Below are 14,151 nucleotides of genomic sequence, written 5' to 3' on the forward strand. Positions count from 1 at the left end.
CCGCGGCCGAGAACGGCAGTAGATGACCGGACGGGATGCGCCCATACCACCAGGGGGTTCGGTGCGACTGCAGGCGCACCGCACCCCGCCCCGGCCAGGTCGTCGCCCGATGCGCGGGCGACGACCGGAACACAGCACCCGCACCAGGGCCGCCGAAAGAGCCGTCCGGAGAGAGCCTCCAACGAGGGGAGTGTCTAATCAACGGGTCTGGCCCGTAGTCGGTGGTGACGGCGGGTAGCCATCAGCGATCATGATCTTGTGATGGATGTCAACTCGCTTGTCGCGACGGTGTTTTCCGGGCTCTCGGGGGTGGTGATCGAGGGTGTTACGGACGGCGGGGACGCGGTCGTGGTCACGGCCCGTACCCGGGGTGTCGCGGTGCCGTGCCCGGTGTGCGGGACGCCGACGATGAAGGTGCACGGGTATCACGGCCGGACGGTGGCGGACGTGCCGGTCGACGGCCGGCAGGTCGTCGTCCGGCTGCGGGTGCGGCGGCTGGTCTGTCCGGTGCTGGGCTGTGTGCGGCAGACCTTCCGTGAGCAGGTTCCCGGACTGCTGGAGCGTCATCAGCGCCGGACGGTGCGGCTGGCCGGGCAGATAGCCGAGGTGGCACGGGAGTTATGCGGCCGGGCGGCCGCCCGTCTGGCCGGCCTGCTGGCCGTGCCGGCCTCCCGCAGCACCGTGCTGAGGTGGCTGTGGCGTCTGCCGGTGCCCCAGGCGCCGATCCCACGGGTGATCGGGGTGGACGATTTCGCGCTGCGGCGCCGTCGCCGCTACGCCACGATCATTACCGATGCCGTCACCGGCCGGCGCATAGAGGTCCTGCCCGGCCGGGACGCCGATCCCCTGGAAGCCTGGCTGCGCGAGCATCCCGGCATCGAGGTCGTATGCCGGGACGGCTCGGCCACCTATGCCGAGGCCATCCGTCGCGCCCTGCCCGACGCGGTGCAGGTCAGCGACCGCTGGCACCTGTGGCGCAACCTGTGCGACAAGGTCCAGCTCGAGGTCCGCGCCCACGCCGGCTGCTGGGCCGCCGTCCTCAACCCGCCGCTGCCCGGCGGCATCCGCGAACAGACAACCCGTGAACGCTGGAACAAGGTCCACACCCTGCTCGGCCAGGGCGTCGGCCTGCTGGACTGCTCCCGCCGCCTCGGCCTCGCGTTGAACACTGTCAAACGCTACGCCCGCATGCCCGAGCCCACCGGTCTGCGCATCGCGCCGGCCTACCGGCCCACCCTCGTCGACCCCTACCGCGAACACCTGCGCCGGCGCCGGACCGAGGAGCCGGGCGTCCCCGTCCTCCACCTCTTCCACGAGATCAAGGAACTCGGCTACACCGGCAGCCTCAACGGCCTGCACAAATACCTCAACCAGGGCCGCGCCGACGGCGACCGGCCCGTCACCACCCCACGCCGCGCCGCGCGGCTCCTCCTCACGGATCCGGAGAACCTGCGGCCGAAGGAGGCCCCCCTGCTGGAGAAGATCACTGCGGCCTGCCCGGAGATGACCGAACTCGCCGATCTCGTGCGCGGCTTCGCCGCCCTGCTCACACCGGCCCAGGGCAACGATCTGAAGCTCACCGAGTGGATCACCGCCACCCGCGCCGCGGCCCTGCCTCACCTGCACAGTTTCGCCAACGGCCTCGAACTCGACCGCTCAGCCGTCGACGCCGGCCTCACCCTGCCTTACCACAACGGCCGCACCGAAGGCGTCAACACCAGAACGAAACGGATCATGAGACAGATGCACGGCCGCGCCGGATTCGACCTCCTCCGCCACCGTATCCTCCTGCGCTGATGGCTACCCGCCGTCACCACCGACTACGGGCCAGACCCGTTAAGTTGACAGTCCCCGAAAACTCGGCAGTTAACCCCGGAAGTTGTTGAGTCGGCACGGAGCGCGGTGCCGATGTTGCCATCGGTCCGTTTCTCCGTGCCGCTCGCCGAACCCGCCGTGCGCCTCTCAACGCAACGGGCTCTCCACGGTCCCTGCCGTCAGGCGTGGTTGATACTGGTCCAGGGATTGGGGATCCTCGACGCCCGATAGCGGTAGCGGGTGACCGTCACCGCTTCGATGTCGAACAATTCGATCCCGTCCGCGTGTGGGCGGCGCCAGCCCCCGCGGGGGTCGGCGAGCCACCGGCGGACGTCCTTCCACCGCCAGCGATGCAGGGCTCTCAGCCACCGGACCACCCGCCACCAGACGAAGTACTCCAGTTTGCTGAAGGTGTCTTTGGCCACTGCGTGCTTGAAGTAGTTGGCCCAGCCGCGCATGATCTGGTTGAGACGAATCAGCACGTCCCTGGGTGGGAGTTGCGACGTCCTGTGTGTCAGGGCACGGATCTTCGCCTTCAGCGACCGGAGGGGCCGGTCGGCGATGAAGGTGTAGACGTACCACTTGTTCGTGCCTCGCTTGCGGCGCCACTGGATGCAAAACCCCAGGAAGTCGAACCCGTCGGCCATGTCCACGATCCGGGTCTTGGCCGGTGACAGCCGAAGTCCCAGAGGTTCCAGCACATGAGCGACGTCTTCGTGCAGCACTTCGACGTCATCGCGAGTGCCGTTCACGAGAACGACGAAGTCGTCCGCGTAACGGACCAGCCGCCACCTGGGCAGCCCTCGGTAACGACGCATCGTCCGCCGGGAGTTGGTGCTCATCTCTCCGCCGTCCTTCCACGGCCCGTGCAGGTGCTCGTCGAGCGCCGACAGGACAATATTGAAGATCAGCGGTGAGAGGATCCCGCCCTGCGGAGTGCCGGTGTGGGTGTCCTGATACCGGCCGTCCTCGGTGAGGACACCGGCCTTCAAGAACGCCTTGACCAGCTCCAGCACGCGCTTGTCCTTGACCCGGGCCCGCACCGCGTCCATGGCGGCGAGGTGCGAGACGTTGTCGAAGGCCGCCTCGATATCCGCATCCAGCACCCATCGATAGCCTCGGGTGCCGAAGTAGTGGATCTCGGCGATCGCGTCCTGGGCCCGCCGGGCGGGCCGGAACCCGTAGGAGACCGGCTCGAAGTCGGCCTCGAAGACGGGCTCCAGCACCAGCTTCAGTGCCGCCTGGACCAGGCGGTCCTCCACCCGGGGAATCCCGAGCTTGCGGACCTTCCCCGAGCCACCGGGCTTGGGGATCATGCGTTCACGCACCGGCATCGGGCGCCAGGCCCGTGCCTTGAGCCGCTCACGCACGTCGGCCAGGAACACCGGGACGCCGATCTCGGACTCGATCCAGGCGACCGTGCGCCCGTCCGTGCCCGGAGTCCGCGCCCCCTGATTGCCCGCGACCCGGTCCCACGCGATGCGCAGCGTGGCCGGGTCGTGCACGAAGTTGAACAGGTCGTCGAACCTGCGGCCCGGATCGGCCGCCGCCCAACGGTGAAGCTTGGCCTGCATCTCCGATACCCGCCGGCGGGGCCCCGGTTCGGGGTCCGCCGACGGAGCACCGCCGTTCGGCAGTGCGTCTTCCGGCATTGCAGCATCCTTCCCTTCTCGATACCGCTGCCGCCCTTCCCCATGTGACCGGCTCTCCCGGCCTCGGAGTACTACGGCGGCTCCGTCCCGTCCCGGACCGATCGGTCGTCGGTGGACTCAGCCCCGCCCTCACCGCCGGACGCGGCGTGCGGGGCAAGGACCGGAACGGTTCCCGTGTTCACTGCGGTTCGCTCGATGAAGGAGGAGCCCGACTGTGTCCCTGTGGCATCGCCGCGAGTACGCCGCAGACCTTCCCCACGGCCTCCCGGACAGCTCTTGAATACCGCCCCAGGAGTTCTCCGGGCCACCCGAACGGATGACCCGGATACGCGCCACTCCCGGCCCAGATCTACCAGGTTCGAGCCGGTGTCGCTTTGAGAGACGTAAAACGCCGGTTCCTCGCGTACTCCTCTCCATCACGCTCGCCGAACCCGCACCATCTGGCAGTACTGGTACGTCCCGGCTTTGTCAGGGCCGCTTCCCGCCCTCCCCGGCACCACCCGGATCAGGCTGCCCTCAGCTTCAACATCCCTGCTGCGACAGGGGGTTGGTGCAGGTCTTCCACCTCCACTCGAACCGACAGCGCCTCACGGCGCAACCAAGATCCCCGACAGAGTCAAGCTAAGTTTCGTGAGTTCTTATCCACTGGCCGGCGGGTGGTTGGTGTGCTTGAGACGTGGATCAGGAAGTGGAGCGCCCGGTTTCTGAGGAGTCGGGCCGAGCGGCTGGTGCGTTGCCTGCTGTGTCGGTTCGGGCGTTGCGGGGCCGGCGGTGCGCCGGTTGCTGGCCTTGCGGCGGGAGGGGAAGCTCACCACGGGGCAGGTGCGGTCGGCGGCGGACGTGCTGGGGGTGCGGGAGCGTGCGGTGTGGCGGTGGCTGGCCGCCGCTGAACAGGATGAGTCCGCGGCCCGGGCGCCGGGGGAGCGGGCCGGGCTTGCGGGTGGGGAGCGGGCGGCGCGTAGGCATGATGTGTTCCTGGCCCGGCCGCGGGGTTGGCGTAACCAGGTGTGGGAGACCGACCACGTGCAGGGCCCGCTGCTGGTCGACGTCGACGGCACCGCGCGTAGGCCGTGGATCACGTGGTTCACCGATTGCGCGACGAACGCGATCACCGGCGTTGCGGTCACGCCGGGGGATCCGTCGCGGGAGTCGGTGCCGGCCGCGCTGCGCTCCGCGGTCCTGCGCGAGGACCCCTACGGCCCGTTCGGCGGCCTGCCGGAGAAGGTACGGGTCGACCGAGGCAAGGACTTCCTGTCCAGGACGGTGAGTGCCGCGTTCGATCTCCTGGACGTGACGGTTCAGGACCTGCCCGCGTATACCCCGCACCTCAAGGGCACGGTGGAGGGCCTGAACCGGGCGGTGGAGAGCATGTTCTTGGCCGCGCTGCCCGGCTACGCCCGCCAGCCGCGCCCCGGCAAACGCTCTTCCCGCCCGAGGGACGAGGTGCTGCTCGGCTTTGAGGACTTCACCGCCCGGCTGCTGGCCTGGACGGCATGGTGGAACACCGAGCACCGCCCCGCGCCGCTGCGGGGCCAGACCCCGCTTGAGGCGTGGCAGGACGATCCCACCCCGCTGCGGGAGGTGCCGGCGGCGGATCTGTGGACGTTCACCCTGGAGGACGCCGGTACCCGCACGCTGACCACCCGCGGGGTCCGCTTCAAAAAACGCGACTATGTGGGGGCGTGGATGACCGGCCAGGCCGGGATCCAGGTCCGGGTCCGTTTTATGCCCCACCACGACCACCGGATCGAGGTCTACCACGCGGCCACCGGCCGCTACCTGGGTCCCGCGGACCTGGCCGATCAGGCCACTGGCGAACAGGTGAGCGCGGTACGGCGGGCGCGGGCCGCCCGCGCCCGCCGCCTGAAGAAGGACCTTCAGGCTTCCCAGCGCGAGCGCTACGCCGCCGCCAACCGGCCCGAGGCACCCCGGCGGCTCGGCGCGCTGACCACCGCGCAGGCCGCAGCCGAACTCGCCCAGGCCACCGATACCGGCCTGTCGGATCTGGCGCTGCCGGACCTCATCCCGCCCGCCGCGCCGCCGGCCGGGTGGCGCACTCCTGCGTCCCTGGCCGCGCTGACCACGCCAGGCGGCAGGCCCGCCCGGCCCACCTGGCGGTCGGACAGCCGCGCGGTGGTCATCTCCCGCACGCGGATCAACCTGCACCGCAAGATCGTCAAGCATGCGGTGTTCACTGTCCACGGACGCCACTCGCGGGCGTGCCAGCCCAGATCTCCCGACCGGAACTTCCTGATCACTGTGCAGGCGCGCGGCTGCTCGGCGACGCCCCGCACTTCTCCCGATGCGGGGCGTCGCCGGTCCCGCTAGCGTGGACCCGGGCGGTCACCGATGCAGGTGGCACTCCCGTTTGCAAGCGGCCCCATCACGCCGACCGGGACCGGTGGCCGTACCCCGTGGCACCCATGTCCCGGGTGCACGTGCCGTCGCGCCTTCGCATGACGGGGGCCGTTCAGCGGACATTTCTACTGGAGGTCTCCCAATGTATGTGTCGAGACGGCAGTGGGCGCCGAACGCGTTGTCCGCTGCCCGGCAGGTGCCCATCCGGCTCACGGCCGGCGCTTTCCTGATCAACTCGGGCTTGACGAAGAGGAACGTGGACGAGGAGAGTGCCGCCGGGCTGCATGGCTTCGCAGCGGGCACCTATCCGTTCCTCGGCAAGGTCGAGCCGCGGAAGTTCGTGAAGATGCTCTCCACGGCGGAGATCGCACTCGGCGTCGCGCTGGTGGTGCCCGCGGTTCCGGCGGTCGTGGCCGGAGCGGGACTGAGCGCGTTCTCCCTCGGCCTGATCGGGCTGTACCTGAAGACGCCGGGCATGCGGCAGGAAGGCAGCCTCCGCTGGACCGAGGAGGGACTTCCGCTCGCCAAGGACTCCTGGCTGGTGGGCATCGGACTGTCCCTTCTGGCCGAGGGCCTCACGCAGGGGCTGCAGATGAAGCCGAAGAAGCCGCGGCCGCGGCCGCGCCGGAGGCACTGACCTGCCCGAGCCTGACGGTAGCGGCCACGAGCCAGCGTGGTGCCCTGGGGAACCCGGGGGCGATCGCGCTGACACGGATGTCTCAACGCCGGCCCCGGCGATGGCGATACTGCTGATGAAGGCGTGCAGCCGAAGCCGGACGCCTCCTCAGGAGTCGTACGCGTCCGCACACAACTGCCCCCACGAGTCTTCGACTGTGCTCCGGGCCATGTCACAGACCATGTCCATGTGGTGCGACGGACGGGAGCGGGAAGCCGGGGCTTCCGGCCGTGCCTGAGCCTGTGGAACCGGCGAACGCTCTCGCGGAGCGGGCAATGTCTGCCGCCGGGGCGTATGGCGCTATTCGGCAGCTGGGGTGCGGCGGACGGAAGGATGTTCGGCTCCGGCAGGCGAGGTGCCGCCGAGGTTCTTTCGCCGCCGGTTCTCCTTCTCCTTTGTCTGCTTTTCTTGCTCTCGCCGACGACAGCGAGTTCCTCGTGTGCCGTCTCGGGCAGGCGGTGCTGTTGGTGGCCGAGCCGGGACTGACGCCGCACTGGCTGCGGCACGTTGCGCTTGGGCTCGGGTGGTGCGCGTCGGCAGGGCCGCCGCGCTCACCCGGCCGCTGAGGCGCCCGGAACGCGGGGAGGGAAGGGGCGGGGCCGGCGCCCAGGGTGCGGCGTCCGGCCGGACGCGGGGGCGTGGGCGCCGGTGCCGTGGCGGCGGGGAGGCGTTCGGCGGCGAGCCGGGCGCGCGGCGCCGGGGCGGGCTGCCTTTGATAGGGCTCTTTGAAAAATGGCTCTGACCGCAGTTCCGTGAATCCCCAGGCCAGCGCCGGGAACGAGGGATCGTTTCGGCAGGGTGTTTCCTGCCGTGGCGATCAGCCCGGCATGATGGCTGGTCGTGCTGCTGCGACTGGCTTACCTGACCGTGACGAACGCGTTCGCCGTGCTGCGCCTGCTGCCCATGAGCGACCGGGACAAGGACACGGAGATCCTCGCCCTCCGGCATCGGATCACGGTGCTGGAGCGCCAACTCGGTGGCGAGAAGGTTCGGTTCTCCCTGAACGATCGCGTGTTCCTGGCGGCGTTGCCGCACCGCCTGCCCTCGGAGGTGCTGCGCAGGATACGGTTGGTGGTGCGTCCGGACACTGTGCTGCGCCGGCACCGCGATCTGGTCGCACGCCGCCACGCTGCGCGCTCCCGGCCCAAGCGCCCGGGAAGGCCGCGGACCGTGCGCTCCATCCGGCTGCTGGTGCTGCGGCTCGCCCGAGAGAACTCCAACTGGGGATATCGCCGCATCCACGGCGAACTCCTCGTTCTGGGCGTTACGGTGGCCGCCTCCACCGTCTGGGAGATCTTGAAGGAGGCCGGCATCGACCCGGCGCCCGAGCGGGCCTCGAGCACGTGGGCGGGCCTCCCGCGTTCCCCGGCCGACGCGCTCCTGGCGTGCGACTTCTTCGAAACCGTCACCCTGTCCGGGGCCCGCTTGTACGGGTTCGCCGCGATCGAGCACGCGAACCGCCGGATCCGGATCCTGGGCGCGACCGCGCATCCGACCGCCTCCTGGGTGGTCCAGGCCGCGAAGAATCTTGTCATGGACCTCGAGGACGCCGGCTGCCGGGCACGCTATCTGATCAGGGATCGGGACGGGAAGGTCCCGCGGTTGTTCGACGCCGTCCTCAAGGACGCGGGTATCGAGGTGGTGCTCAGCGGCGTCCGGATACCGCGGATGAACTCGAGCACGGAGCGGTGGGTGCAGACCTGCCGGCGGAGTTGCCGGACCGCACATTGATCTGGGATCAGCGACACCTGCTCCACGCGCTACGCGAGTTCGAAGACTTCTACAACTTCCATCGGCCCCATCAAGGCATCGCCCACGCCCACCCGCTACGCCCCTTGCCGATGCCGATGCCGATGCCGATGCCGATGCCGATGCCGATGCCGATGCCGATCAGCGATCCGGAGCAGATCACCCACCTCGACATACGACGACGCCAACGATTCGGCGGCATCCTCCACGAGTACCGACATGCCGCCTGAACTGGGCGGATGAGCTTTTCGGCAGGCGCACGATCTTGGTGGTTAACCCCAATAGTCATGCGGCGAGGCGGAGTTGGAGTCTGGCGAGGTGGCTGTGGTTGGTGCGGTCGAGGGGGTGGCCGTTCCACCAGGCGTTGAGTCGGATGAGGTTGAGGGCGGTGGCGCTGGTGGTGTGGTCGAGGTGGGTCTTCGCGAGGCCGCGGTAGCGGGTTCGGCGCAGGCCGGTGGTGTGGGTGGCCTGGCGGATGGTGCCCTCGATACCGGCGCGGAGCGCATAGTCGCGCTGCCAGGTTCCGTCCTGTTGCCGGGCGCGGGCGGTGCGGATGGCCTCGGTGAGCTCACGGGGGTAGAGGCTGAGCCGGCGGCCCTTTCGTGAGCTGGTGCACTGCTCCTTGGCCGGGCAGGGGATACAGTCCAGGGCGGCGAAGGCAACAACGGTCTTGGCCACGCCCTCCTGGACGACGTCGTTCCAGGTGGCGCTGATCTTTCCGGCCGGACAGACGGCTCGCTTGCGATCCCAGTCGATGGTGAAGTCGTGTGCCGCGAAGCCCTGTTGGGCCTTGGCTTGGTGGGAGGTGTCGAGGAGGACTGGGGTGATCAGGGCGAGGCCGTAGGTTCTGGCGGAGGAGACGATGAGTTCGGCGCTGGGGTAGCCGGAGTCGAGGTAGTGCCGGGCGGGCAGCAGTCCGCGGTGTTGAAGGGATTGGTGGATCGGCTCCAAGGCCTTGGTGTCAGGCAGGGTGGAGGCGGTGGTGGCCACGTTGGTGATGATGTTCGGGCGGGCGGGCCGGTCTCCGTCGGCCTGTGGGTGACAGGTCTCCGAGACGTGGAGTTTGTAGCCGTTCCAGAATGTCTCGCGTTTGGCGGACCACCGGGTGTCGGTGTCGTAGGGGGAGGCAAGGCGTATCGGGGCGGGTGGCAGGCCGTCGCCGTTGTCCTCGGCGCGCTCGCGGCGCCGGATCCGTAGTCTGCCGTTCCGGTCCGGGGTGCGGATGTAATTCTGCAGCAGCACGATCCGTAGGGTCTGGACCGCGGGCAGTTCGCGCAGCCATGCCGGGGACGAGGGTGCATACACGGCCTGCAGCAGGGTGTAACCGTCGGTGGCGTAGTGCAGGGCGAGTTCGTGCTGCTTGGTCTTGGAGGCGGGCAGCCGCCAGTTGTCGATCCGGTCCGCGTAGCGGTGGCTCCAGTCCTCCACCACCAGCACCTGATCGACCCATTCGGGGCATGCGGCGGCCAGCGCGTTCAGGGCGGCGCGGACGCTCTCGCCGACCAACTCGAGGCGGTTCAGATCTCGCACCGCGGCAACGATGTGGGTGGAGTCGGTGCGCTGGCTGCCGCCCGCCTGCACCAGTTCCAGGGTCTGCAGGCGCTCCAGCAGCAGGTCCAGCACACGTTCCTCCAGGCCGTGGGCGACGACGCGGGAGCGGAACTCTGACAGCACGCTGTGGTCGAAGCCCGGGTCCTCCAGGTCCAGGCCGAGTGCGTATTTCCAGGCGAGGTTCTCGCGAACCTCGTCAGCAGCCTGCCGATCGGTCAGGTTCGCGGCCTTCTGCAGCACCGTGACCAGCGCCAGACGCCCCGGCGACCAGCCCGGCTTGCCCACCTGGCCGAACGCGTCAGCAAAGGCCGTGTCCGGGAACAGCTCCCCGAGCCGGTCACGAACCTGCACCGCCAGCGGCGCCTCCCGCCGGCCCGATACATCGCCCGGATCGCCGCCGCGACCTGCGGATCCGGCTCAGGCCAGGACTGCGGCTGCATCGACACGACACACTCCGATCCCCAAGGAACCACGACAAGATCAACGATCAGCATGATCCCATCCGCCGGAGCCGTCGTTCCTCAGCGATAACTCCGACTCACAGAAGGTGAATTGGAATTAGCCACCAAGATCGCGCACCGTCGGACAGCGTCAGGATGCCGCCCAGTTGAGTCCGAGGTCGGCGAGGGCGGCCCGCTGCGCGTTCGAGAGCTTGTCGCGTCTCGTTTTTGTGTTTGATACCCATACCCCCAGCTTCACGATCACCGGCTCCGTCTGCGAATCTGAATGAGGGTGTCACTGGTTCTGCGGTGGGTGTCACGGGCTGGCTGCGGGCGTCTGGTCTGGGGTGATGCGGCGGGTGGTGTCATCGGGGTGATGCGCTGGTGGTGGCACGGGGATGAGTGTCCGCTGGTCGGTGTGGTGCGGATTCCGGAGCGGTGGGGGAGTGTAGTGCTCGGCTTGCCGCGTGTTTCCAGGATTGGTTTGTCTGTCCCGGATCGTGTGAACTGCCGGACTGTGTCTGGGTGTTGACGGGGAACGTGCCTGATGTGCGCCGGTACGCGGTGTCGGTGCCAGGGGGTACGTCATGGCCGGGCCGGGTGAGAACGGGGCAGGGGCCGAGGAGGTCTCGCTGGTGTCGCGGGCGCTGGGGCGTGAGCAGGCGCTCGCACGGTTGCTGGCGCTGGACGGGCGCGGGGAGTTGACCACGGAGCACGCGCAGCTGGTCGCCAGGTGAGGCAGTGTCCGGCGGCGGGTTGGGCACGAGGGGTCGGCGGCGCCCGTGCCCGCCGGGGCGCCGGCCCGAGGCGCACGGGCTGAACGGCGCCGGGCGGGCTTCCCTCTCGGTACGGCCGTATGGGAAGCCCACCCGCGGACTGTTATGACCGTGGCCCTCGCGTGCGGTGGGTGTTCCTGCGCGGCGTCTGGGGCGTGCTGGGCAGCAGGTCCGTGTCTGCGGCTGCGAAGACGGCGTCGAAGGAGTCGGGGTACCTGCGGTTGCGGGGAAGGGAGCGGAGCAACTCGACGCGTGCGCCGAGACCGGCGGGCAGATGGCGGGCCTGCCGGGGCGCCCACTGCGCGGTGGGGCGGGCGGCGATGCCGGTGATGTGGAGCCGGCGGGTGCCGTGTCCCGGCGCAGCGGGACCGCGGGCACGGACACACCGCCCGGGGGGCCCGGTACCGCAGCGAGATGCTCACCGGTGCGGCATCCCGGCCACCGGCGAGGGGCCGTGCACGCGGGCTGCCACCCGCAGCGATGACGTTACGAGCCCCACAGGTGGCGTTCGCCGGGCAGCGGTGGCCCCGAACCGCCTCGGTCCGGGGCCACCGCAGGCTTTTGCCGTGCTTGCCGGCTGCAGTCCTCGTACATGGCGATGATGCGGCCGACGACCCCGCCCTTGCGGAGGCGCTCCAGCCCCTGGGGGATCCGGTCCGGCGTGATGCGGTTCAGCGGCGGGTTGAGGTCGCCCGACCGCATGAGGTCGTAGAGCTCCTCGAGATCCTGCTTCGTGCCCGACTTGGAGCCGAGGACCCGCAGCTGCTTCAGAATGATCGCGCCGGTGCTGATCGTGGACTCGAGGCGGCCCATGCCGACCTGCACCAGCGTGCCGAATTCGCCGAGCGTCTCGAGTGCCTCGGCGGTGGTGGTGCCGAAGCCCGCGTAGTCCACGATGAGCTCGAGGTCCTTGTCCGCGAACTCGGTGATCGACTCGGCGACGCCCGCCAGGCCGACCTCGGCGGCGAGCTCCCGGGTGGCCGGGTTCACGTCGGCCGCATACACCTCGGCGCCCTTGAGGACGGCGGTGCGGGCGCCGATGTAGCCGAGGCCGCCGAGGCCGATCACACCGACCCGCATGCCTTTCTTCGCTCCGCCGAGCGTGACCATGGCGTGGTACGCGGTGAGGCCCGCATCGGTCGCCATCGCGCCCAGCTCGAACGACACCTCGTCCGGCAGTCGCACCAGATTCGCGTCGGTCGCGCGCACCCTGGGTCCGTAGCCGCCGTCCCAGGCGCCGTAGCCGATGGCGTCGCCGTCCGGCATCATCGGCGAGAGGCCGACGCGGTCGCCGATCCTCCAGTGGTCCATGCCCTCGCCGACCTCGCTGATCACGCCGGCGTTCTCGTGCCCGAGCGTCATCGGAATCCGCGGGAACATCGACATCCAGCCCGCGTCGTCCATCGCGCTGACATCGGAGTGGCAGAGACCGGCGGCCTTGACGTCGACGACGACCTCGCCCGGCCCCGCGTGCGGCGCTGCCACCTCCTCCAAGGTGAGCGGCTGGTTGGTTCCGTGGAAGCGCCAAGATTTCATGGTGTCGCGTGTCCTTGCATACGTGCGTCGGGGGACGACGCCAGATGACGCCGTCCGTCCGGGCTGGATGGGCTTTTTCTTGTTCTCTCGATCCGGACGGCGCTCGCTGGAGGCTCCCCGGACGGTTCTTTCGGCGGCCCTGGTGCGGGTGCCGTGTTCCGGCCGTCGCCCGGCATCGGGCGGCGACATGCCCGGGGCGGGGTGGGCGCACCCCGCCCGGTCACCTGCTGCCATTCTCGGCCGCGGTCGCTCATACGCGACGTCGTTGTCGGACATGAGCCATGATCACTTGCGTGCACCACTCCGGTGACCCGACCCGTGCCTTCCGCGCTGCGATCCCCTTCAGGTCCGCAGCGTCCCGGGAGGCGGAGGGACAGGCGTGGCCGAGGCACGATGCCACCGTGATCAGAGTGGCTCGTGCTCGTGTCGCCTGCCCGGGGGCCTCGAGGCGGCCGGGCCGGCCGCCTCCCGCGGGCGGGGGCGGTGGTCAGGCGGCGCGGATCGCGGAGACGTCGAACTCCAGCTTCACCTTCTCGCCGACCAGCACGCCGCCGGTCTCCAGCACGCGGTTCCAGGTCAGGCCCCAGTCGGTGCGGTCGACCGTGGCGGAGCCCTCGAAGCCGGCGCGTTCGTTGCCGAAGGGATCGGTCGCCGTGCCGGTGTGGGTCAGGTCCAGGGCGACCGGGCGGGTGACGCCCTTGATGCTCAGGTCGCCGGTCAGGCGGTAGGTGTCCGCGGAGAGCTGCTGCACCAAGGTGCTGCGGAAGGACAGCTCGGGGTGGGCCTCGGCGTGGAAGAAGTCGGCGCTGCGCAGGTGCTGGTCGCGCCGCTCCTGGCGGGTGTGGAGGCTGGCGGCCTGGAGGGTCACGTCGGCGGTGGAGCGGCCGGGGTGCTGGCCGTCCAGGTACAGGCGGCCGTCGAAGTCTGCGAAGGTGCCGCGGACCTTGGTGATCATGGCGTGCCGGGCGACGAAGGCGATGCTGCTGTGCGCGGGGTCGATGGTCCAGACGCCGGTCAACCGGGCGGTGGCCGGCGCGGAGGCCGAGTCGGTGGCCGGGGCGGGAGCGGTGGCGCGGCGGCGGTTGAGCAGGCCCATGGGGTTGTCCTTCGGGGAGGGGGATGTCCTCCACTCTCCAACATGTTGAGGTTTGAATCAATTTCGGGGGATTCCTGCATTCTCGGCGGTCCGGCAGCCCGGGCACAGCAGCCCTGAGAAGCGGCTGGGGCGCCGGGCCTGTCCGCCGACCGGCCGGGAGGGCGCACCGCGCCACTCGCGTTCGTGTCCGCCGGTACCACGGCCGCGAAGGCTGCCCACACGGTTGTCGTGCCGGCGGAGGCGGACCGCCGCTCCTGGGCGCCCCGCCGGTACGACACCCACCGCCGGGGCATCGCGGCCCGGGACTGCGGCCAGGCCGTGTCCGTCGTCATAGTTGCGCGAGCGGGGCGCGGACGCGGCGGTGTGGTGGCGCCTGGGACGCGACGGTGCGCAGACGCCGACCCCCGCGGGGCGCCGGGGAGACCGGAACGACGCCCGCTGGTTCTCGACCTGATCGGTCCGGCGCGGAGCCCGTATGCGCTGCGCGCTTGCGCCAGCCGGT

At 70.0% G+C, this 14,151-nt stretch carries 7 protein-coding genes and 2 pseudogenes; 5 read left to right on the forward strand and 4 right to left on the reverse strand.

Translation table 11 applies throughout. The annotated features are described in order from the left end of the window. Positions 1 to 288: 288 nt before the first annotated feature. Complete coding sequence (locus tag WJ438_RS37705; protein WP_406729932.1) at positions 289 to 1,797, forward strand: ISL3 family transposase; 1,509 nt, start codon at positions 289 to 291, stop codon at positions 1,795 to 1,797. 197 nt (positions 1,798 to 1,994) lie between these two features. On the opposite strand, the gene ltrA is transcribed toward WJ438_RS37705, so the two are convergent. Then, positions 1,995 to 3,467, reverse strand: a complete 1,473-nt coding sequence (gene ltrA, locus WJ438_RS37710) for a group II intron reverse transcriptase/maturase (RefSeq protein ID WP_406729156.1) — start codon at positions 3,465 to 3,467, stop codon at positions 1,995 to 1,997. A gap of 771 nt (positions 3,468 to 4,238) precedes the next feature. Here ltrA and WJ438_RS37715 point away from each other — a divergent pair. The 3 genes and pseudogenes from WJ438_RS37715 to WJ438_RS37725 all read left to right on the forward strand — a co-directional run. Further along, positions 4,239 to 5,555, forward strand: a pseudogene (locus WJ438_RS37715) (Mu transposase C-terminal domain-containing protein); the annotation flags it as partial. A 511-nt stretch (positions 5,556 to 6,066) separates the two neighbouring features. Beyond that, the gene (locus WJ438_RS37720; RefSeq protein WP_406729157.1) at positions 6,067 to 6,462 is read left to right on the forward strand and encodes a hypothetical protein; all 396 of its coding nucleotides are present in this window, start codon (positions 6,067 to 6,069) and stop codon (positions 6,460 to 6,462) included. A gap of 879 nt (positions 6,463 to 7,341) precedes the next feature. Continuing rightward, positions 7,342 to 8,480 (forward strand): annotated as a pseudogene (locus WJ438_RS37725) (integrase core domain-containing protein). Between the two features lie 55 nt (positions 8,481 to 8,535). Here the strand turns inward: WJ438_RS37725 and WJ438_RS37730 are convergent. Next, complete coding sequence (locus tag WJ438_RS37730) at positions 8,536 to 10,152, reverse strand: IS1182 family transposase (RefSeq protein ID WP_406723662.1); 1,617 nt, start codon at positions 10,150 to 10,152, stop codon at positions 8,536 to 8,538. A gap of 676 nt (positions 10,153 to 10,828) precedes the next feature. Between WJ438_RS37730 and WJ438_RS37735 the strand changes: the two genes are divergently transcribed. Continuing rightward, entirely contained in the window at positions 10,829 to 10,978 is a 150-nt protein-coding gene (locus WJ438_RS37735) for a hypothetical protein (RefSeq protein ID WP_406729158.1), read from the forward strand. Positions 10,979 to 11,503: 525 nt separating this feature from the next. On the opposite strand, the gene WJ438_RS37740 is transcribed toward WJ438_RS37735, so the two are convergent. Both WJ438_RS37740 and WJ438_RS37745 read right to left on the reverse strand, forming a co-directional pair. Beyond that, the gene (locus WJ438_RS37740) at positions 11,504 to 12,553 is read right to left on the reverse strand and encodes a zinc-binding dehydrogenase (protein ID WP_406729159.1); all 1,050 of its coding nucleotides are present in this window, start codon (positions 12,551 to 12,553) and stop codon (positions 11,504 to 11,506) included. A gap of 487 nt (positions 12,554 to 13,040) precedes the next feature. Beyond that, a complete protein-coding gene (locus tag WJ438_RS37745; RefSeq protein ID WP_406729160.1) occupies positions 13,041 to 13,649 on the reverse strand; it encodes a YceI family protein in 609 nt (202 codons plus the stop codon). Positions 13,650 to 14,151 lie beyond the last annotated feature (502 nt).

This window comes from Streptomyces sp. GD-15H (genome assembly GCF_045291515.1).
GTDB lineage: Bacteria > Actinomycetota > Actinomycetes > Streptomycetales > Streptomycetaceae > Streptomyces.